Genomic DNA, 22,842 nt, shown 5'->3' with positions numbered 1-22,842 from the left:
ACTGCTTTTATCATTCTTCCAGGAATTGAAAAGAATCAGACAACCTTTCGGCAAACCCACTCAGCTGTCTAACTCTGGTTGATTTTCGGAAGCTTGATTAAAAACTCTGGAACTGAGTGGATTCTTCCACACTCTTGATAAATTCCCATTTACCAGTCTATTATTCTGCCGGTTTCTTTTTTTCTCTGATTCTTATTTGCTGAAAATGACTAATTTTTCTCTGGTGGTTTTGGCGGTTTTGATTTTTAGCAGTGGTTTTATGTTGAATAAAAAGTCTAGTGTATGGGCGAGCTACACCTACTAACATGATAATACCAAAATTTTCTTCAGCATGCAACCCTGATTTTTGGGTCGGCGACAGTTTTTTGGAGCTCCCGAGAATGAGGATAAAGGATAAAAATATACCCTAGTTCAATGAGTGTTGATAGGAGCAAAAGCAACTACTGCTTTTATCATTCTTCCAGGAATTGAAAAGAATCAGACAACCTTTCGGCAAACCCACTCAGCTGTCTAACTCTGGTTGATTTTCGGAAGCTTGATTAAAAACTCAGGAACTGACTGGACTCTTCCACACTCTTGATAAATTCCCATTTACCAACTCAGGCAATGAAGAATACTAGGAATGAAAGCCAGAAACCACCGGGGAAGACGAGATGACTCGAAAACCCCTATTGTTGTTGAGGTTGTCGGCATTTTTATAGTTGCCCCTGGCACTCCGGCAATGTCTAGAATTGTGGTTCCAGCTACCGCCACGGAGCTTTGGTTTGTCAGTCCCGTAATTATTCTCCCATAGTATTGAGAAAAGTTAGTATTTTTTGTTTCAAGCGCCAGGTATTGCCATGGTCTAAATGAGCAAACCAACTTTGTAGAGATTTTTGGATGTGGCTAGATTCTATGTTTCCTTGTCGATAATGTGCGTGTAATTGTCGAATTTTTTTTCTGGCAGCTCTTAAATTTTCTGAACGTATTCTAATGCGGTTTGGCAATACTAGGAAACCAACAAAGTTAGCTCCTTTTTTTGTTTGAAATAATTGGCTTTTAATAGGATGAATCTTGAGGCAGAGGTTGGCTAGATATGTTTCAATTTTTTGTCTGGCAATAACTAGAAATTTTTTGTCGTCTGAGAATAAAGCAAAGTCATCGACATAACGTAGATATTTTTTGACTTTCAGTTCTTCTTTGATGAAATGATCGAAATTATTGAGGTATAAGTTGGCGAAAAATTGGCTAGTTAAATTTCCTAGGGGTAAACCTTTTCTCCTATTTATTGAAGAGAGTAAGTCGTCTCCGGGAAATTTAGTTAATACCGGAATTTGTTGGTTACTTCCATCAATAATTTTTTCAATTAACCAGAGAGTATCTTGACATTTGATTTGGCGACGAATAATTTCTTTGAGAATTTGATGGTCGATGCTGGGAAAATATTTAACTATGTCGCATTGTAAAACGTAACAGCTGGAACAGGAAAATTTGGTGAAGCGACTTAGGGCTTTATGAGTACCAAAATTGATTCTATTGGCATAAGTATCGTAGATAAATGTTTTTTCAAAGATGGGAATAATAATATTACATAAGGCGTGATGGATGATTCGGTCTCGGTAGGGAGCTGCGGAAATTATTCTGGGTTTTCTTTCGATAATTTTCAAGGTGTTATATTTTCCTGGTTGATAGGTTTTAGTTTATAATTCTGTTTTTAGTTGTAGTAATTATGAATTCTAAGTTGTAGTTAAATTTCAGAAAATTCTGTTTATATTTTTTTCCTTTCTGGGATTTTTTTGCTGCGAGGAGGAGGTTGTCAAAACATGTAATTTGGGGATATAAGTTTTTCTGTCTTTTCATGTTTGATGGTTTAAGGATTTTTCGGTTTTTGTTGTTTAATCCAAATTCCTAATTATTTGCCTATTTCTGTGATTATTTGGCTGATATATTCGTAGCGTTTATTGTTGATTATTTGGAAGTCTAAAATAATTCTGTTTTGATAACGAACTATGTCTAGTTTGGGGTTTAGAGATTCTAGTATGTTGAGTTTTTCTGAGGCATATTTGGCAATAATTAGTAGTTCTAGAAAATTATATAAGTTGTTGACTAAGCGATCGCCAATTTGAAATTTGTGAGTTTTAGGTAGTCTGTTAATTATTGGTACATACCAAATGATTAAGTCGTAAGTTTTTTGGATAATTGATAATTCGTTCATTCTATAGCGATTAAATTTTTATACTATTTCGGGGAAGTGCAAAAAGAGTCAATAGAAAACCTAAAGCTAACTGTTTTTCAGTTTCTTTCCCATGAAATTAATCTTTTTTTTTCACGGTTTTTAGAAGTCAACCCCCCCTTACCAAAATCAAAAGTCATGGATTAAAACTTTCAACTTTTAAAACTTTTACCCCCTAATAATTTCAGTATTTCATATTTCAGTATCAAGATAAGTCCTTGGTATAAGGCCGTTATTGCCATTGGGAGAATGTTGGGTTTCGTTCTGAGGCCCAACCTACTTCAAATTTTGGGACCTTGGCTTTCTTATCTATGGCCTAAGCCATAACAACCCTAAATTTGAAAAAAAATTTCGGCCGGCTAAAGCGGGACTCAAAAGAGGAAAAAGGAAAGAAGGAAAAAGGGGGAAAGGGGAAAAGTAAAAAGTGGAAGAATACTAGGAATGAAAGCCAGAAACCACCGGGGAAGAGGAGATGACTCGAAAACCCCTATCGTTGGAGAGGTAGTCGGCATAGAGATAGTTGCGCCAGGCACTCCGGCAAAATCTAGAATTGTGGATCCAGCAACCGCCACGGAGCAACCTGTCATTACTATCACCCCCACTTTCCCAAGAACTTCCATCAGTAGGTGCTCCATTATAATTATCGTGGCAAGTATCTAGACACCATTCCCAAACATTGCCGTGCATATCATATAAACCAAAAGCATTAGGAGGAAAACTTCCTATATCTGTTGTTTCTCCTCGATATTTTCCTTTAGGAGCATTGGCGTAAGGATAGTTACCACTGTAGTTAACTAACCCAGGCGTTATAGTTTCTCCAAAATAAAAAGGAGCAGTAGTCCCGGCGCGACAAGCATATTTCCATTGACTCTCACTAGGTAGTGTGTAAATTTTCCCAGTTTTTGATGATAGCTTCTGACAAAACTTTGTAGCGTCGTGCCAGCTCACTTTTTCTACTGGGCGTTTTCCTCCTTTAAAGTAAGAAGGATTATTTCCCATGCTTGGTACTGGTCTTGAGTAATAGAATATTTGCTCATATAAAAAGGCTGGAGATTTACTTGATGTTGGGGACCTTCATCAGAGTTTATTGAGTATCTTTCCGCCTCATTTTCCGGCGACCCCATGAGAAAACTTCCCCCAGGAATATAAACCATTTCCAAGACTACCCCCCTCCCCTACCTAAATTTTCTGCGAAAAATTCTGCTTCGTAGGAACGACGGTCAATTTCTTTACCCCGGGAATTAACCTTTATTACCTCAAAACTAAATTTTTGTCGGGGTGGAGAATTTACATCTTTCTTTCTCTGTATAAATTCCCATATTTTCAATTTTGACTCCTGAGTCCTGTCAGTTGATTTTTCCTGAAAATTTATCTCCCACCACTTTTCAACATTTCCAGGGCGACCTTCCTTTTCCAAAACCAAAGCCGACATTATCAGCTTTTGCCAAGATGACTCTAAACCTTCTGGTTCCCAACTTTTTCCTTTTGCTTTTAATAATAAACGTTCCAAAGCATTAGGAGGTAACTGCCCACTCAACATTTCATAAACCATCATTCCGACTTCAAAAATATCGCTTTCTACTCCTACTTCTCCCCCGGCGAGAACTTCCGGAGCTACATAACCTTCAGTAAAAGTCCGAGTGCTGGAAGTAGCCATGGAAGTACCAAAGGTTTGTTGTGCTGAGCCAAAGTCAATTAATACTAACCGCCCTTCTGGAGTTAGCAAAATATTATCGGGTTTTATATCCAGGTGAAATATTCCTTTTTTATGTACTGCGGATAATGCTGATACGAGGTCAGTAATTATTTTTTTGACTTTTTGAGGAGGAAATTTTTTCTGGGGTTGAGAGTCTAATTCTTTTCTGAGACTTTTTCCTGTAACTAGCTCCATCACCATGTAAGCTGTTTCATTTTCCTTAAATAAGTCAGTTACCCCCACCACGTGAAGATGATTTAGTTGGGCTAATATTTTCCCTTCTCGGAGAAATCTTTGTAAACCCCGTTGAAATATTTCCTGTTGGTTTGTGGGAATGGTGAAGCCGCCAGTGGTGGGGTGTCGCAGGGGGTAGTTTTGGGGATAGTATTCTTTGATGGCGACTATTTGTTCTAATAATGTGTGGTGTCCTCAATAGGTAACGCCGAACCCTCCTCGACCTAAGGGGTAGTCTATTCGATAGGTCTGGGCTCGAAGTTGAGTTCCTGGTTTGAGAAGGTCTCGGGTCAGTGATGGTAGGTATGCGCCACAGTTGGAACATATTTCTGTCTCAAGTGGGATACCATCGGTATAGCAGTTTAGGCAACGCATGATATTTTTTCAGTTAAATAAGTAGGTGATGATTAGGTGATTATAATGGGAAACTTTTGAGGTCTTCAAATTTAAATTATGGTTTCGGTTTTCTGCTAAAAGTTTGATAAATATGGATAACTCTACTCAAATTTTCTGAAGTTTAAGGAAAAAAGGAAAGAGGGAAAAGGGAAAAGGAAAAAAATCCAACATTCAAAATTTAAAATTCAAAAATTCAAAAATTCAAAGTTCAAAATTCCAAGTCTAGAATTAAAAATTTCAAGAAATAAGTAGGTGATGATAATGGGAAACTTTTGAGGTCTTCTAATTTAAGTTATGGTTTCGGTTTTCTGCTAAAAGTTTGATAAATATGGATAACTCTACTCAAATTTTCTGAAGTTTAAGGAAAAAAGGAAAGAGGGAAAAGGGAAAAGGAAAAAAATCCAACATTCAAAATTTAAAATTCAAAAATTCAAAAATTCAAAGTTCAAAATTCCAAGTCTAGAATTAAAAATTTCAAGAAATAAGTAGGTGATGATAATGGGAAACTTTTGAGGTCTTCTAATTTAAGTTATGGTTTCGGTTTTCTGCTAAAAATTTCATAAATATGGATAACTCTACTCAAATTTTCTGAAGTTTAAGGAAAAAAGGAAAGAGGGAAAAGGGAAAAGGAAAAAAATCCTACATTCAAAATTTAAAATTCCAAATTCAAAGTTCAAAATTCCAAATCTAGAATTAAAAATTTCAAGAAATAAGTAGGTGATGATAATGGGAAACTTTTGAGCTCTTCAAATTTAAATTATGGTGTTGGTCTTCTGCTAAAAATTTCATAAATATGGATAACTCTACTCAAATTTTCTGAAGTTTAAGGAAAAAAGGAAAGAGGGAAAAGGGAAAAGGAAAAAAATCCTACATTCAAAATTTAAAATTCCAAATTCAAAGTTCAAAATTCCAAATCTAGAATTAAAAATTTCAAGAAATAAGTAGGTGATGATAATGGGAAACTTTTGAGGTCTTCTAATTTAAGTTATGGTTTCGGTTTTCTGCTAAAAATTTCATAAATATGGATAACTCTACTCAAATTTTCTGAAGTTTAAGGAAAAAAGGAAAGAGGGAAAAGGGAAAAGGAAAAAAATCCTACATTCAAAATTTAAAATTCCAAATTCAAAAATTTACAATTCAAAAATTCAAAGTTCAAAATTCCAAGTCTAGAATTAAAAATTTCAAGAAATAAGTAGGTGATGATAATGGGAAACTTTTGAGTTCTTCAAATTCAAATTATGGTGTCGGTTTTCTGCTAAAAGTGTGATAAATATGGATAACTATACTCAAATTTTCTGAAGTTTAAGGAAAAAAGGAAAGAGGGAAAAGGGAAAAGGAAAAAAATCCAACATTCAAAATTTAAAATTCAAAAATTCAAAAATTCAAAGTTCAAAATTCCAAGTCTAGAATTAAAAATTTCAAGAAATAAGTAGGTGATGATAATGGGAAACTTTTGAGGTCTTCTAATTTAAGTTATGGTTTCGGTTTTCTGCTAAAAATTTCATAAATATGGATAACTCTACTCAAATTTTCTGAAGTTTAAGGAAAAAAGGAAAGAGGGAAAAGGGAAAAGGAAAAAAATCCTACATTCAAAATTTAAAATTCCAAATTCAAAGTTCAAAATTCCAAATCTAGAATTAAAAATTTCAAGAAATAAGTAGGTGATGATAATGGGAAACTTTTGAGCTCTTCAAATTTAAATTATGGTGTTGGTCTTCTGCTAAAAATTTCATAAATATGGATAACTCTACTCAAATTTTCTGAAGTTTAAGGAAAAAAGGAAAGAGGGAAAAGGGAAAAGGAAAAAAATCCTACATTCAAAATTTAAAATTCCAAATTCAAAGTTCAAAATTCCAAATCTAGAATTAAAAATTTCAAGAAATAAGTAGGTGATGATAATGGGAAACTTTTGAGGTCTTCTAATTTAAGTTATGGTTTCGGTTTTCTGCTAAAAATTTCATAAATATGGATAACTCTACTCAAATTTTCTGAAGTTTAAGGAAAAAAGGAAAGAGGGAAAAGGGAAAAGGAAAAAAATCCTACATTCAAAATTTAAAATTCCAAATTCAAAAATTTACAATTCAAAAATTCAAAGTTCAAAATTCCAAGTCTAGAATTAAAAATTTCAAGAAATAAGTAGGTGATGATAATGGGAAACTTTTGAGTTCTTCAAATTCAAATTATGGTGTCGGTTTTCTGCTAAAAGTGTGATAAATATGGATAACTATACTCAAATTTTCTGAAGTTTAAGGAAAAAAGGAAAGAGGGAAAAGGGAAAAGGAAAAAAATCCAACATTCAAAATTTAAAATTCCAAATTCAAAAATTTAAAATTCAAAAATTCAAAGTTCAAAATTCCAAGTCTAGAATTAAAAATTTCAAGAAATAAGTAGGTGATGATAATGGGAAACTTTTGAGTTCTTAAAATTCAAATTATGGTGTCGGTTTTCTGCTAAAAGTGTGATAAATATGGATAACTATACTCAAATTTTATGAAGTTTAAGGAAAAAAGGAAAGAGGGAAAAGGGAAAAGGAAAAAAATCCTACATTCAAAATTTAAAATTCCAAATTCAAAGTTCAAAATTCCAAATCTAGAATTAAAAATTTCAAGAAATAAGTAGGTGATGATAATGGGAAACTTTTGAGGTCTTCAAATTTAAATTATGGTGTTGGTTTTCTGCTAAAAGTTTGATAAATATCGATAACTCTACTCAAATTTTCTGAAGTTTAAGGAAAAAAGGAAAGAGGGAAAAGGGAAAAGGAAAAAAATCCTACATTCAAAATTTAAAATTCAAAAATTCAAAAATTCAAAGTTCAAAATTCCAAGTCTAGAATTAAAAATTTCAAGAAATAAGTAGGTGATTATAATGGGAAACTTTTGAGCTCTTCAAATTTAAATTATGGTGTTGGTCTTCTGCTAAAAATTTCATAAATATGGATAACTCTACTCAAATTTTCTGAAGTTTAAGGAAAAAAGGAAAGAGGGAAAAGGGAAAAGGAAAAAAATCCTACATTCAAAATTTAAAATTCAAAAATTCAAAAATTCAAAGTTCAAAATTCCAAGTCTAGAATTAAAAATTTCAAGAAATAAGTAGGTGATGATAATGGGAAACTTTTGAGGTCTTCAAATTTAAATTATGGTGTTGGTTTTCTGCTAAAAGTTTGATAAATATGGATAACTCTACTCAAATTTTCTGAAGTTTAAGGAAAAAAGGAAAGAGGGAAAAGGGAAAAGGAAAAAAAATCCTACATTCAAAATTTAAAATTCAAAAATTCAAAAATTCAAAGTTCAAAATTCCAAGTCTAGAATTAAAAATTTCAAGAAATAAGTAGGTGATGACAATGGGAAACTTTTGAGGTCTTCAAATTTAAATTATGGTGTTGGTTTTCTGCTAAAAGTTTGATAAATATGGATAACTCTACTCAAATTTTATGAAGTTTAAGGAAAAAAGGAAAGAGGGAAAAGGGAAAAGGAAAAAAATCCTACATTCAAAATTTAAAATTCAAAAATTCAAAAATTCAAAGTTCAAAATTCCAAGTCTAGAATTAAAAATTTCAAGAAATAAGTAGGTGATTATAATGGGAAACTTTTGAGGTCTTCAAATTTAAATTATGGTGTTGGTCTTCTGCTAAAAATTTCATAAATATGGATAACTCTACTCAAATTTTCTAAAGAAGAATCAGAGAAAAAAAGAATCCGGCAGAATAATAGACTGGTAAATGGGAATTTATCAAGAGTGTGGAAGAATCCACTCAGTTCCTGAGTTTTTAATCAAGCTTCCGAAAATCAACCAGAGTTAGACAGCTGAGTGGGTTTGCCGAAAGGTTGTTTGATTCTTTTCAATTCCTGGAAGAATGATAAAAGCAGTAGTTGCTTTTGCTCTTATCAACACTAATTGAACTAGGGTATATTTTTATCCTCATTTTCTGGAGCTCAAAAAACTGGCGCCGACCAAAAAATCAGGGTTGCATCCCGAAGAAAATTTTGGTATTATCATGTTATTTAGGTTATATCGCCTACGCACTAGACTTTTTATTCAACATAAAACCACTGCTAAAAATCAAAAAAATTCCGTTTTCTTATCACACAAAAAATAATTTGTCAAAACCGCCAAAACCACCAGAGAAAAATTAGTCATTTTGAGCAAAGAAGAATCAGAAAAAAACAAACCAAGACAACGGCAGAATAAGAATTAAAAGCCATAAAAATGAATTAAAGTATAAGCGTAGAAAATTATATCCTATGTATAGGATATCACAAAATCTCAAAAAAGCGCCAAAAACATTGAAACCTCATTCAGCAACTCAGAAAAATTTGCCAATTTAACAACGGCAGAAAAACCGTAAAATTTAAAATATTAAAACCAAAAAGCAAAAACTATAAAATTATCTAATTTTAATCCCAAGAGCCAAAAATGAAAACAACAAACATTGAATATGTAAGTCGTAGCGAAACTAACAAACGACCGAAAAACGAAGACAGCTTCATCATCTGCCAACTCACCCCAAACCCAAAGCAAAGCCCATTAACATTATTAGCAATATCAGATGGAATAGGAGGTTACGAACATGGAGAAGAAATCAGTAGAGAAGTCCTAAAAAGATCAGCCTCAGCCTATTTGAAACCTTAGTATTTGAACCCAGTATTAACAACCAAGAAAAAAGCAAAAAACTCCCAACTATAGAAACATTAACTATAGCCATAAAAGAAGCGATCGCCGAAACAAACGCTCATATAAAAAGAATAATAAAAAACAATAGTTGGGATAAATCTGGAGCCACATTAGCAGTTGCCTTAATCTCCGAAGCAATAGCAATTATTTCCAACTTAGGAGACAGCCTAATCTATCATTATTCTCATCAAAATTATGGTCAAAAAATCAGACAAATTACCGACAACCACACATTAGCAAGTGCCATAAGACGAGGAGGAATAATTATCTCAGAAATGGCAGCTCACCACGAGGGAAAGAATATGTTAGAATTTTATTTAGGGTGTGATAATTTACCACCAGATTTACCCATACATTATGTTTCGCTTTATGCAGAAGATTTACTATTATTATGTAGTGATGGAGTGAGTAGTAATTTCCAGGAAAAAGAATTAAAAGATATCCTATCAGAAGGAGATTTAAAAAAAATCTCTAAGAAATTAATTAGTCAATCTCAGCAAGGGGGGGGAAACGGATAATCAGACTTTAATTGTATGGCGTCATCTTGGAAAAAGTGCAGATAATGAAACAGTAATTCAATCAATAAAAAAATGGTAAACAAACATATTTTTTTAGGCAAGAACTGAGTGATTAGGAATTAATAGAGAATAATTACTTCTAAAGTTAAAGCAGTGTAGTTTGACAGTAAATTTTAATTCTCTCTCAATTAATAATTTGACCAATCAATAATTTTTCAATACCCCAGCTACTCACTAAAAAAAGCTAATAACTGAATACTTACCTATTTTGTATACCTGAATCCTTACCTAGTAACTAATAACTAAAGTTTTAAGTGGAAAGACTAATCACTAATAACTAAAAAAGTTAACCCTTGAAAAACTGATAACTAAAAAAGCCAATAATTGAAAAATTTAATAGCTAAAAAAAGCTGATGATTGAAGCTTAAACTGAAGTTACTAATAGCTAATAACTAAAAAAGATTATAAGTAAAAAAAGGTTAATAACTGAGTTATAAATGAAGCTTTAACTGGAGGTGCTAATAACTAATAACTAAAAAAGCTGATGACTGAAAAAGTTGATGACTAAAAAGGCTAAGAACTGAAAAATATAAGAACTGAAAAAGCTGATAATTGAAGCTTTAACTGAAGGTACTCATAACTAATAAATCAAAAAGCTGATAACTGAAAAAGCTGATAACTGAAAAAAAACTGATGATTAAAGCTTGAAATGGAGGTAGTAATAGCTAACAACTAAAAAAGCTGATAACTGAAAAAGCTGATAACTGAAAAAGTTAATAACTGAAAAAAAACTGATAATTAAAGCTTGAACTGAAGGTACTAATAGCTCACAACTAAAAAAGTTGATAACTGAAGCTTGAACTGGAGGTACTAATAGCTAATAAATCAAAAAGCTGATAACTGAAAAAACTGATAAATGATAACTGATAAATGATAACTGATAAATAATAACTGAAAAAAACTGATAATTAAAGCTTGGATCGGAGGTACTAATAGCTAATAAATCAAAAAGCTGATAACTGAAAAAACTGATAATTGATAACTGATAAATGATAACTGAAAAAACTAAGAACTGAAAAAAACTGATAATTAAAGCTTGGATCGGAGGTACTAATAGCTAATAAATCAAAAAGCTGATAACTGAAAAAGCTGATAACTGAAAAAGCTAAGAAATGAAAAAGCTAAGAAATGAAAAAGCTGATAATTGAAGCTTGAATTTGAGATACTAATAGCTAATAACTAAAAAAGCTGATAACTGAAAAAACTTATAACTGAAAAAAACTCTGAACTGAAGTTTTAACTGGAGGTACTAATACTAATAAATCAAAAAACTGATAATTGGAAAACTGATAACTGAAAAACTGATAACCTAAAATTTCAAAAACTTTAGAATTAATGGTAGGTGGAAAAATTCCTATCAATATTAATAAAATAGGCGAAATTGAATTATTAGAACTTCTAGGAACAGGTACTTTTGGTTCCGCTTGGAAAGCAATAGACCATAGCCACAAAAAAAACTATATTTTAAAAGTAATTCAAGGAATTAAACCAGAAGAAACCTTAGTAGAAAGAATTCGTTTAGAAGCAGCAGTTAACATCCCCTCAGAAAACATCATCCCCTTATTAGGTCTAAAAGAATGGGATGCTAATACCTATCTAATATTATTTGAATACTTTCCCGGCAAACGCCTAGACAAACTCTTAGAAAAAAAATCCCTCAATAACCGACAAAAAAAACAAATATTTAAACAAATATTATTAGGTATATCTGCAGCTCATCAATGCAACATTATTCACAGAGACTTAAAACCAGCAAATATTATTATTAGCAATGATATGCAAACAAAAATTATCGACTTTGGAGTTGCCAAATTTAAAGATCAAAATATTACCATGAGCAAAGAAATAATAGATACACCTCCCTATATGGCTCCAGAATTTTTGATAGAAGGAGCCAAAGTTGCCGATGCTAAAAGTGATATTTATTCTCTCGGTCATATTCTTTATGAGTTAGCCATGGGAGAAAATTTTTGGCGTCATTCCGGTTGGTATAAACTAGAAGATTTTATCAAGTATTTAACTCAAACCCCAACACCAAAAATAGGGATAGATTTGAATGATTTTTACTGTGATTTTTTCCCAGAAGTAGAGCAGGTATTATCCCAGATGATGAAGATTAATCCAGAAGAACGTTATCAGTCAGTAGAAGACGTGATTTGTGATTTAGAAATTCCTCTTGAATATCCCAAGTTACCCATAGCTTTAAATTTTGAATACCCCTTATTAATAGTAGAATCTGGAAATAACAAAGGAGCTCGTACTTTTGTAAATATTAATGATAGTGGTAGTCTGATTTTAGGTCGTGTAGATATTGCCGGAGCTGATACAACTATTAGTAGACAACATTTGGAGTTTATGAGAAAGGAAAATAATTATTTTGTCCGAGATTTAGGTAGTAAAAATGGTACTATGTTGAAAGGTAAAATGATTGATAATTATCCTGTGGAAATTAAACATGGGAATATGATTAAAGTGGGAGATGTATTTTTAAGGTTTGTGTTTTTAGATAGGAGTTAATAAAACAATGAAAGCTTGCCCTAAATGTGGAGCCTCAAATTTAGATACTGCTAAATTCTGTAATGAGTGTGGTCTAAAATTGGAGACAAAACTAGCAGCAAAAACTGTTAAAAGTTATTCCCGAGAAAAATTTATTGAAACTCTGAGGCAAAGAGCAGAAACTTTAGACATAAAACGCAAAGCAGATATCATGTTTGTGTTAGATTGTACTGGCAGTATGCAAGGTGAAATTTATGGGATAAAAGAAACAATCATGGAATTTGCTGATACTATCGAAAAAGATGGGGTCTGAGTTAGAGTGGGTTTAATAGAATTTCGCGATCGCCTCATTAATGAAGAACATCAACTCTTAAAATTTGACAGAAAAGTCTTTACAAATAATCCCATTCTTTTCCGCCAAAAAGTTGCTAAAATTAAAGCTTATGGAGGGGGAGATGTGCCAGAAAGTAGTTTAGATGCAGTCATGTTGGCATTGGCTCAACCCTTTGATTTAGAAAGTAATAAAGCTATTGTTTTAGTAACAGATGCTCCTCCACATATTCCAGATAAAAAAACTAAAAATATTGAGGAAGTGGTAACAGCTATTCAAACTACAGGAATAGAACAATTTTATTTAGTTATTGCCACTCAAGATGCCGAAAGTCAAGTTTATTTAAAGTTATTATCAGGAGTCAAAGGAATGGCATTTGATTTAGGAAAAGGTGATGATTTCTGCAGTCGTGCTGAAAATTTTAAACGAACTTTAATGTCACTAGGAAAAACTATTTCTACTGCTACACGCTGAAAGTCATATTTTTTCCTGACTGTTTGTAATAAGCTAGCATTCTCAAGCTAATTGTGATATTATTATTTTAGATTTACCTGACCATATACTAGACTTTTTATTCAACAGTAAAAATTCTAGTCGTTACAAATAAGAATGGAAAACTTTTTCTACTGAAACTTAATTATAGTAAGAAAAAACTTGTCTCAATCCAAATTAAAATAACTATAAAAAAACAAGCGATCGCCCCAAGAAAACCAGAGAAAATAATCATTACTAAATCTTGTAGTTAATCCATAAAAATATGGTGGCCTTAACTCTATATAAATAATGATCAGAACAGTTGAGGAGGGTTAGAAATATTTATTTTGTAAAGCTTTAATATTTTCATAATCAGAGGATTTGACTATGTAAGCGAAATCCTCTATGGTACTATTAATATAGTAGTATTTATTTTCCTATAAACTAGATTTTTTATTCAACAAAAAAAAGTTAAAATAGAAAAAAATCACTAATATGAAATATCCAATCTCTCCAAAAAAAGAATAGAAAACATTTCATTTAATTAGAGAAATTAGAAACCAGCTCGGAGTAAATTTTTTCTCTTTGTAGAGAACGACCAATTAAAACTAACTTAGTTTGCCTAGTCTCCTGTTTTTGCCAGAGACGGTCATAGAAAAAATCAAAGCGTGAACCCACCCCCTGCAAAACCAGACGCATAGACTTATTTGGCACTGCCACAAAACCTTTAATCCGATATATTTCAGAATTTGTCACTAAACCGTTCAACTTTTCAACTAACCCTTGGGGTTCAAACTCTTCATCCAAAATTAAATGTACAGAATTAATTTCATCATCATGTTCATGTTCTTCTTGAGTATCATGGTGACTAGGACGAGAATCTAAATTATCTTCAACTACAGCATTAAAACCCAACAATAAATCTGGATTAATTTCACCTCCAATACAAGGAACTATTTTCACAGTTTTAGGCAAATGCTCCCTCAACCAATTTTGTACTTTATCAGAAGTAGCTTCATCCACCATATCAACCTTAGTTAATAAAACCAGATCAGCACAAGCTAACTGATCTTCAAATAATTCCTCAATAGGGGTTTCATGATCCAAATTTGGGTCAGCTTGACGTTGAGCTTTCAAAGCATCAATATCTCCAACCAAACTACCATTTGCCACAGCTTCACAATCAACAACAGTAACAACTCCATCCACCGTAGCAGAAGTCTTAATTTGAGGCCAACGAAATGCTTGTACCAAAGGTTTTGGTAAAGCTAACCCAGAAGTTTCAATTAAAATAGAATCAATTTTTTCTCGACGTTTTAATAGTTCTTGCATAGTCGGAAAAAATTCCTCTTGCACAGTACAGCAAAGACAACCATTATTTAGTTCAACAATATTATTAATAATACCTTCCTCATCATAAACTTGACAAGAACGTAATAAATCTCCATCTATACCAACTTCACCAAATTCATTCACTAAAACAGCAATGCGACGACCTTTATTATTTTTTAATAAATGGCGAATTGTCGTAGTTTTACCACTACCGAGAAAACCCGTAATTACAGTAACTGGAATTTTAGCACTCATAATTTTATTAGTAATTTATTGAAAGTTATTTGAAAAAATTAATAAGTCAAGAAAAGAGAGAAAAAACAAGAAATCAAAAAGTTAACTTTTTAGGGATTAGCTTTAAGCTTATTACTGATAATATTAAGCATTATTTATAATTATAAAAACTAGCAGTACTATTTTTGAGTTAAATATCTTTAAATTCACGCTTTATTTTTTTTATATCTAAAAACTTTGGGTCGATTCGGTTATGCATTTGTGAAGTCATAAATTGTTTAATTTAGAGGAAATAAAATATAAGCATTAACAGTGTTTATAAACATATAAACTTTGACAAACAAACGATAAATCACCATATCAATAAATATTAACCCAGAAATTATATTAGATATTCTCTTATTGTATTTAAAGAAAAAAACTTGAATTGAAATTTTGAATAATAATTATAAATCATATTAATTATATATCAGCTAATCCTTCTAATAAGAGGTATTAGATTAATAAAATATATTTTCCTAAATTATCTTAGAGTTATCTATTTGGAACTGCCAAATAACTTTTGGTATATACAATTAACCATAGCTTCATAACAATTCAATTAAATATAGATAGTAAACTTCATTAAGTACAAACCTTAATCAGGAATATAAAATAAGAAAAATAAACATGTACCTAATTTTAATTGTTTCTAACGATATTCTAATTTTAGATTACTACTGATTCCATTTTTAAATTTAGTATAACTATCAAAAGCTTAATATAAAAACTTGTTTCTATCTACTAAATTCTAGAGTATTATGGTTATTCCGCAACGCAAAAAAAATATACATTACTAACTTAAAAACCATGCATAATATCAATTCAAAATAGCTTTTGTGAAAAACACCAGTCCAATAGTACTTATAAATAAACCTAAAAAACTCATTAATCTAAAAAATTGGTTTTGCCAATAACTACTAACTAATTCAGCAGACTTCATTGCAAATAATGCTATGAATAATTGCATTGCAGTAAAACCTATCAAATATGCTAATAATGGAGTCATTTCTGAACCAATAATTGCTTCTCCATAAGCATAACCATGAAATATACCAGAAATAGCAGCAAAGATAATCACTAAAGGAGTATTTAGTTTTTGTTTGAAAGCTAACATTGCACCCAAAGCAACCACAGAAATAGCGATCGCTATTTCTGTCAAAGGTAAATCAATGCTAAGAAGATGAATACCTGTTCCTAGCATTGCTGTAGCCAGAAAAGATACTAAAACTAATATAGAGTTAGACATTCCTGCTGCAATTAATCCAACTCCAACGACAAAAGACAAATGATCTATGCCAATAATTGGATGTCCCATACCAGAAATTAAACCTTCCCAAAAATTAGCTGGTATTTTACCCCCCATTGGATGGTGAGCCATTGCTAATTCTGTAGTGCTGAAAAAAATTAAACTTGTACAGGTAACTATTACAATAGTCAAAATTTTATTTAGCTGATTACCCATTCTAATTTTTGTAAATTTACTGTGTTTGTATGTCATCCTAACCTCGTAGATTTATTGTCTTAATAATTTTGTTTTGATTTTGCTGGGTATTATAGCTTCAATAAAATCCTCTTGATGCTACTCTTACGAGACATGGCGAAATTTCCTAGCATCGCTGTTAGGGGCTTTCTGCCTTATAGCACCCACTTTTGGGAATTTACTCTCTTCAGCTCCTATGCTAGCTTCACACAATGACACTTATCCTTAAGCTGCCAAAAATTTATACTTGCATTTATACCCTAATTATGTATAGTGACTATCACACTCATGTATTCCACTATCTAATATTGAGAGGTAATTTTTCTACCATATAACCACAATAGCCAAAGTAGAGATAAATTATAGATTTTTAATGATTCCACAGTTGCAAGATAGGGTTGAATTTGTACCATTACCTCTAACGACTGACTTTCTCTAGAACAAACAATAGGCTAATAAATCTATCACAGTATTTGTGATTTTAACCAAGCTACTTTTTACAATAAATAAAAAGTAGCTTGATTATTTTATTTATTGTAAAAAAAATTAATACCTTAGAGATCATATCAGTTTTGATAGACCATAAATACTACTATTTAGAAGGTTCAGCAGTTTAGCTTCAAAAGACCATTTATAAACAAAACCTGGTAGTCCATCAAGAAAGTGTGGGAATGATCAGATGATTATTCTCCTTAAGATTTAGTTTATAAACCCTTATATATAAATAATTCAAAATTTTAAAAGTATGAGTTCAAGTATGTAACAAGCTAAAGCAGCAAATAAAAGCTAATTAAAACCAATTACAATTCGATATTTCCAACTTAGTTGTTCCGACTATCTAAGCGATCGCCACTGGGACTCCTCGTCATCCCTTGAAAATTTAATTACTAAATTTGTGACCTACCTTCCATCTATCCAGCAAAAACAATCTCCCATTCAGAATATATACAAAAATACTCCCATTGACACTAGGGTATATTATCAATTAAAGAAGAGATTGACATTATGAGTATAGTATGATAATAAAAAATGATATAGCCAAATGTGTTGGTCTACTTATAATTTTTTGTTAATAAAGACTTACTTTAGAGGATTTGGACTATCTTTAGAGGTTTCAGACTTTAAAGATGCGAGAGCTCACTACTATAACTACAGAAACAACAAAAAAAGACTGCGTTAAGTAGTAGAACATTATGGTTTGTGGGACCGCCAATGGGAAGTAGTTAAAAATTTACTATCAAGGTGTGAAGGAATTGATTGATGGACAGAAAGAGACGACCAACTCTTTGTGGAGGCTCTTCTATATAGCTATAGAGCAGGAATTCCAAGAAGGAAAGACTACTTCAAGCTTTAGCTGAAGATACAGAATCCTAACGGGACTTTAGTGAAAAAATAGTAAAAAAAAGGGTATAATGTATACCTGATATGTATTTTACGTTAATTACTGGCCTGGGAAAAGTTTGATGAAAGAAACAACTTCAGTGGCCATGCCCTCTTGTTTCCATCGATGGTGCGATCGCTTTAACAATGTCTTTAAAACAAAAGCCCAAAAAACAGGGTTTAGGGAATATATAGGAGGATTACTCTTGAGAAAGCGATCGAAAAAACTTGTCTCAAATTGCCAACAACACTGTAGGTCACACGTACCACAAATTACGGCATTTTCTAGTTCGAGCAAATTGGTCTGTAGATGCTGTGAATGAGCGTCGTCTTCAAGTAATGTGGGAACGTCGCCAAACAAAACCTTCTCGATCCTATTGCTTTAATTATAGACGATTCAGGCCACAGAAAAAGTGGTAATTTTACTGCAGGAGTAGGGCGGCAATATATAGGAGAAATAGGAAAAACAGATAATGGTGTAGTCGTGGTGACAACTCATCTTTATGATGGAGTTAAAAGTCTACCTTTAGACATAGCTTTGTATCAGAAAGCTGATTCTTTTCCAAAAGGAAAAAAAGACCCAGAATTTGTCAAGAAACCAGACGAGTGCAATGTCTCTAGTAGATCAATGTTTGTCCAGAGGACACCAACCAGAAATTGTGTTAATTGAAATTTGGCTATGGTAACAATACATCATTCTTAAATCAACTAGAGAAAAGAAGTTTAACTTATATAGGAGGATTAGCTAAAAATCGAAAAGTCATCATTAAAAAACAAGATGACATTAAAGAGGAAATTAGATTAGACAAGCTGGCAGAAAGTATACCTCAGAAAGCTTTCAACTTAGTTCAACTAAGTACAAAAAATGCTAGAGAAGTTTGGGTAGCTACATTAGAAGTAGAAATATCTAGGATGTCAGGTCAAAAAACTATAGCTATCGTTATGAATGCTAAAAGTTTTTCTGAGGCCACTGATATTAACTATTATATCACTAATAGAGAAGACAAATATGTAACTCCTGAGTGGATATATTCTACTTATTCTCAAAGAAATTGGGTGGAAGTTTTCTACAGGGAAGCCAAAGGATGGTTAGGATTAAGAGAATATCAAGTCAGAGATAAAATCAGCCTTAAAAGGCATTTTATTTTAGTATTTTGTGCTTATACATTTATTATCTGGCATCAGTTAACAGGAGGTATAAGAAGGCGTTGGGCTAACAAACCATTAAATACGTTTACTGATACTTTAGAAGCATTTCGTACCGCAATATCTTATCGTTTTGTTGAGTGGTTAGATGAAAACATCGACGTATTTACCGCTCATAAAGAGAGTTTAGGGTTTGTTTGGGCTTGAAATTTGCTAAAGTCCCGCTAAATATCTATTACAGATGTTACTATTGGCCGTGGTCATTAACATAAGTGCAGGAGCGAAAAACAGTAGTACGGAACAGGAAAATATTAGCTGTAATTGATCACCAAAAGACATGGGCTAGTAGTTGCTCTGGGTAATTCCATTTTTTTAACTCCTTCTCAAGGGTCTGGCTTGGATGGAAATGACATAATTATATTACTGGCCAAAATATGAATTTTAATTATGCTGTAACTCATTAATATTTACTTAAATCTTACAGGAATTATAGGAACACGCTCCTTAGCAAACCCAAATCGAAAATACCAGCCATGATAAAATCAATCCTGATTTAAGATATGAGTCTTTAAAAACAAAATTTATGGCGAAATGTTAAAGGATAAATTGTCCCATATACAACAGCATATCTAATTTTTGATGACACAGTAAGTAATTAATCAGAACAATAAAAGTAATAGCATACACAGAATGTTAATACAAAAACTTACCCAAAAATTTAGTTTAAAGCCTCGCCCTTCTACACCAACTTTTTTTGGGTTCATTATATAAACTTCCATCTACGGGTAGCTCTTATAGTGCTTGCCATGTGCTCAGGTTGGTCTATTTCTGAGAGTTTAGTCTCGCGCCCCTGATGTTGATGGCGACGATCTTTTAATTCATCAAAACCCAATTGCAATTGGTTATAGCGCCCTAAAATTTCTGAAAATTTAACCATGCTGATAATTAAGTCATCTCAGCCACTGGTCCTACTTTGTGGCATAAAGCTACTAACCAGAGGATTTATAATCTACTTCCTTCTATTGGGTCTTGACTTTGGCAGTAAAGTTTTTCCAACTCGTTCCATACTTTTGTTTAATTGTGGGGGCAGTCCGAGACAAAAAAACGGATGCACCAGGCAAATATAAGACTAGTATTAGGTTTTGCTGCGGGACATAAAAAGCACCTGGCTTTTGGATCACGGAGGACGTGCTAAGTGAAAAAAGTCAACCTGTATCAGAGTTTCGGCTGCTAATAGCCCCCCGCGCGTAACAGTCCGGGAGGAATCAAGCATTCATCTAGCAAAATCTAATAGCTAGTAAAACTCTGCTAGGGAGGTTTCACGGAATATCTCTACATGATTTCTCACGATGTTTATTGATAATAAATACCTGCTTTCTTAAACCGATTTAATGCTTCATCTAAACGTTTACACTCAGCAATTAAACTAATCCTCACATAACCCTCACCACCACTACCAAAAGCATTTCCAGGAGTGACCACGACCCCAGTTTTTTGTAAGACAGACAAAGCAAAATCAGTAGAACCTATACCTGGTGGGCAAGGAACCCATAAATACATAGTTGCCATAGTTTTTTGTACATTCCAACCTAATTTGCCTAAACCTTGAATCAGAAAATCTCGACGTTGGCGATAACGTTCTTGAACCTGAGATAAATATTCATCCGGTAACTGCAAAGCAGTTTTAGCTGCTAGTTGTAAAGCACTAAAAACACCATAATCCATATTAGTTTTCAAAGTACGTAACCCTTGAATAACGTTAGAGTTACCGACTACAAAACCTATTCGCCAACCAGCCATATTATAAGTTTTTGACATAGTGTGGAATTCTACACCAATATCTTTTCCTCCAGGAATCTGTAATAAACTGGTAGGCTGATAACCATCAAAAGCCAACTCAGCATAACATAAATCGTGAACTAGCAAAATTTCATACTTTTTCGCAAAAGTAACAATATCTTGAAAAAATTCTCGTGGAGCTGTAGCACCAGTAGGATTACTAGGATAATTAAAGTAGAAAACTTTTGCCTGCTCTGCAACACTATCGGGAATATCTGCCAGATCGATAATCCAATCATTTTCTGGTTTCAGTAGAATGCTATGAACCTTACCACCAGCAATTAAAGGACCACGAAAATGGGCGGGATAGGCAGGATTAGGTGCCAAAACTAAATTTCCTGGATTTATATATGCCAAAGCTAAATGAGTTAAGCCTTCTTTAGAACCCAAAAGTGGCAAAGCTTCTCCATCAGGGTCAAGTTTTACACTATAACGACGAAAATACCAATCAGTAATTGCTTTGCGGAAACTAGCAGTACCTTCAAAAGGTGGATAACCGTGATTGGTAGAATCTTGTAAAGCAGCAATGGCAGCCTCTACAACTGGTTTAGGGGTAGCCCCATCCGGGTTCCCCATTCCCAAATCAATTAAATCTAGTCCTTGTTCACGGGCACGAGCTTTCAACTCATCTAAACGGGCAAAAACATAAGGTGGTAGTGCTTGTACCCTTTTTGCTGGGTTAATCGAATACATAGTGATAACATATTTATTGATTTATTTAAAACGAACTAAAAATTTTCCCAAGAAGGGGGAGGCAAAAGACCCAATTGTTCGGTAAGTTTTTATAAGAATATTTCAACCTATTAAAGATACTATAAATATCGGATAAATCTATTTACTAATTTACGATGTTATAAAGATTTTCAAAACCAATAGGTGAATTTCTATATTCATTATTAATCAATTGATTAACATCAATATATTAGAAGTTTTAAACATCTAGAATAAGAAAAAACTATAAAAAATTTCTACATTCTACATTTGAGAGGTTGTAGTAATATCAACAATATATGAGTTAGTTCTGAAATTTTATTTCTCTAGCTCTAATGGGACTGTTGTAGAAACCATTGCTGCTACTAATTGCTCTGGAATTATTCTAAATGGTAACCGATGAATGTCAGAATTTGGATGACAAGCAACTTCAGCAACATGGCGTAATTCAGATAAAGTAATTTCTTTTAAGCCTAAGTCATTTAAGCTTTTTGGTAAACCAATCTGATTATAGAATTTTAACAGTTGTTGTCTAGCAGTTGCAGCTAGTTGATTGCTTTGTAGCATTTCTTCTAACCTTAGCTGAACCAATATACCATAAGCGACTTTTTCTCCATGTAATTTTTCATGGCTAGCAGATAAATGAGTGAGGCCATTATGAATAGCATGGGCTGCCACAGTCCGACATTGTGCACCACCAATACTTCCAATTAAACCTGCTAATAATACTGTTGCATCTACAACCTCTTGCCAGGTTTCTCCTCCTGGTTGTTCTAGGGCAAAAGTTGATTTTTGAAAAAGGATATCCCTTAGTACTCTGGCTTGTTGGACAGCAGAAATAATCATTGTTGACTCTGAATGGCCACTAGAGACTGAAGCTTCATACCATTTGGCGATCGCATCTCCAATACCAGCCACTAAAGTCCGTGAAGGGCCAGTTTTAATAATTCCATAATCTAGAATTAGCAATTCTGGACATTTAGCTAAACTTATATCGTATAAGAAGGCCCCTTGGTCTGAGTAGATATTTGATAATGCTGTCCAAGCTGCGCAAGTAGCTGCTGAGGTGGGAATGGTAATTATGGGCAAATGACATTTATAAGCTAGGAGTTTTGCTGTGTCAAGAGCTTTACCACCACCAATACCAATTATTAGGTCTGGTTTTTGTGTGGCTACAGCTTGAGAAAGATTGGCTAAACTAGTTTCACTACAGTCTGAACCATAGTTAGCTTGGGTGAATTTTAAATTATGGATTTGTAATAAGGGTTGGAGGTGGGGCAGGATGATGTTCAAAGAGCGAGGACTCCCAACGATTAGGGGATGATGGCCAATACGAGCGATCGCCTCTCCTGATTGGGCCAGAGCATTTTTACCTCGAATAATTTGAGTAGGGGCTATGTTTAGAGATAGTAAGGTTGTAGCTGTCTGGGAGATATGAGTAGATTTAATCATAACGACCAAGGATAGGTTAGTATAAATTTTATTGACTAAGTGGTAACTATTATTCAGGTTGTCTGGTTTTCTTAAAAAATTTTAAGTTTTTTTTCTATATCAAAAGTTTATACTATATTTGATTAATTTATTACTGCT

Annotated in this window: 15 protein-coding genes and 2 pseudogenes; 7 read left to right on the top strand and 10 right to left on the bottom strand. The window is 32.9% G+C overall.

Annotation, left to right across the window (positions count from 1 at the left end):
• The first annotated feature begins 622 nt into the window (after nucleotides 1-622).
• Entirely contained in the window at nucleotides 623-793 is a 171-nt protein-coding gene (locus TERY_RS32335) for a hypothetical protein (protein ID WP_155994310.1), read from the top strand.
• On the opposite strand, the gene TERY_RS04815 is transcribed toward TERY_RS32335, so the two are convergent.
• From TERY_RS04815 to TERY_RS36225, 5 genes and pseudogenes are all read right to left on the bottom strand, one after another.
• Nucleotides 780-1,646 carry a reverse transcriptase domain-containing protein gene (locus TERY_RS04815; protein WP_011610793.1) on the bottom strand — a complete coding sequence of 289 codons (867 nt, stop codon included), beginning with the start codon at nucleotides 1,644-1,646 and terminating at the stop codon, nucleotides 780-782. The two genes, TERY_RS32335 and TERY_RS04815, sit on opposite strands and share 14 nt — an antisense overlap.
• A 245-nt stretch (nucleotides 1,647-1,891) precedes the next feature.
• Nucleotides 1,892-2,194, bottom strand: a complete 303-nt coding sequence (gene avd, locus TERY_RS04810) for a diversity-generating retroelement protein Avd (protein ID WP_011610792.1) — start codon at nucleotides 2,192-2,194, stop codon at nucleotides 1,892-1,894.
• Between the two features lie 453 nt (nucleotides 2,195-2,647).
• Nucleotides 2,648-3,336, bottom strand: a pseudogene (locus TERY_RS36235) (formylglycine-generating enzyme family protein).
• 38 nt (nucleotides 3,337-3,374) lie between these two features.
• Nucleotides 3,375-4,181 (bottom strand): serine/threonine protein kinase, encoded by an 807-nt coding sequence (locus TERY_RS36230; protein WP_370497148.1) that lies wholly within the window; start codon nucleotides 4,179-4,181, stop codon nucleotides 3,375-3,377.
• Nucleotides 4,182-4,337: 156 nt separating this feature from the next.
• Nucleotides 4,338-4,517, bottom strand: coding sequence for a hypothetical protein (locus TERY_RS36225; protein ID WP_370496638.1), 180 nt, complete (start codon nucleotides 4,515-4,517; stop codon nucleotides 4,338-4,340).
• Between the two features lie 4,434 nt (nucleotides 4,518-8,951).
• Here TERY_RS36225 and TERY_RS04795 point away from each other — a divergent pair.
• The 5 genes from TERY_RS04795 (at nucleotide 8,952) to TERY_RS36215 (ending at nucleotide 13,088) form a co-directional block, all read left to right on the top strand.
• Nucleotides 8,952-9,167, top strand: a complete 216-nt coding sequence (locus tag TERY_RS04795) for a hypothetical protein (RefSeq protein WP_044136431.1) — start codon at nucleotides 8,952-8,954, stop codon at nucleotides 9,165-9,167.
• Complete coding sequence (locus TERY_RS29815) at nucleotides 9,140-9,727, top strand: PP2C family protein-serine/threonine phosphatase (RefSeq protein WP_081432398.1); 588 nt, start codon at nucleotides 9,140-9,142, stop codon at nucleotides 9,725-9,727. The genes TERY_RS04795 and TERY_RS29815 overlap by 28 nt, the downstream gene beginning before the upstream one ends.
• Nucleotides 9,728-11,122: 1,395 nt before the next feature.
• A complete protein-coding gene (locus TERY_RS04785) occupies nucleotides 11,123-12,304 on the top strand; it encodes a protein kinase domain-containing protein (protein ID WP_011610791.1) in 1,182 nt (393 codons plus the stop codon).
• Between the two features lie 7 nt (nucleotides 12,305-12,311).
• Nucleotides 12,312-12,596 carry a zinc-ribbon domain-containing protein gene (locus TERY_RS36220; RefSeq protein WP_011610790.1) on the top strand — a complete coding sequence of 95 codons (285 nt, stop codon included), beginning with the start codon at nucleotides 12,312-12,314 and terminating at the stop codon, nucleotides 12,594-12,596.
• Between the two features lie 6 nt (nucleotides 12,597-12,602).
• A complete protein-coding gene (locus TERY_RS36215; protein ID WP_011610789.1) occupies nucleotides 12,603-13,088 on the top strand; it encodes a hypothetical protein in 486 nt (161 codons plus the stop codon).
• 540 nt (nucleotides 13,089-13,628) lie between these two features.
• Here the strand turns inward: TERY_RS36215 and cobW are convergent.
• Complete coding sequence (gene cobW / locus TERY_RS04775; RefSeq protein ID WP_011610788.1) at nucleotides 13,629-14,675, bottom strand: cobalamin biosynthesis protein CobW; 1,047 nt, start codon at nucleotides 14,673-14,675, stop codon at nucleotides 13,629-13,631.
• A gap of 838 nt (nucleotides 14,676-15,513) precedes the next feature.
• The gene (locus tag TERY_RS04770) at nucleotides 15,514-16,134 is read right to left on the bottom strand and encodes a HupE/UreJ family protein (protein ID WP_196797220.1); all 621 of its coding nucleotides are present in this window, start codon (nucleotides 16,132-16,134) and stop codon (nucleotides 15,514-15,516) included.
• 1,505 nt (nucleotides 16,135-17,639) lie between these two features.
• Here TERY_RS04770 and TERY_RS04765 point away from each other — a divergent pair.
• Nucleotides 17,640-18,909, top strand: a pseudogene (locus TERY_RS04765) (IS701 family transposase).
• Nucleotides 18,910-19,465: 556 nt separating this feature from the next.
• Here TERY_RS04765 and TERY_RS32330 read toward each other — a convergent pair.
• From TERY_RS32330 to TERY_RS04755, 3 genes are all read right to left on the bottom strand, one after another.
• Nucleotides 19,466-19,639, bottom strand: coding sequence for a hypothetical protein (locus TERY_RS32330; RefSeq protein ID WP_155994309.1), 174 nt, complete (start codon nucleotides 19,637-19,639; stop codon nucleotides 19,466-19,468).
• A 416-nt stretch (nucleotides 19,640-20,055) separates the two neighbouring features.
• On the bottom strand, nucleotides 20,056-21,234 hold the full coding sequence (locus TERY_RS04760; protein WP_011610786.1) for an aspartate aminotransferase: 1,179 nt from the start codon (nucleotides 21,232-21,234) through the stop codon (nucleotides 20,056-20,058).
• Nucleotides 21,235-21,570: 336 nt separating this feature from the next.
• Nucleotides 21,571-22,704, bottom strand: a complete 1,134-nt coding sequence (locus tag TERY_RS04755) for an iron-containing alcohol dehydrogenase family protein (RefSeq protein WP_011610785.1) — start codon at nucleotides 22,702-22,704, stop codon at nucleotides 21,571-21,573.
• Nucleotides 22,705-22,842 lie beyond the last annotated feature (138 nt).

Source organism: Trichodesmium erythraeum IMS101, assembly GCF_000014265.1.
Classification (GTDB): Bacteria; Cyanobacteriota; Cyanobacteriia; order Cyanobacteriales; family Microcoleaceae; genus Trichodesmium; species Trichodesmium erythraeum.
The sequence above is the reverse complement of the archived record's forward strand: the minus strand, read 5'-3'. Positions and strand labels throughout refer to the sequence as shown.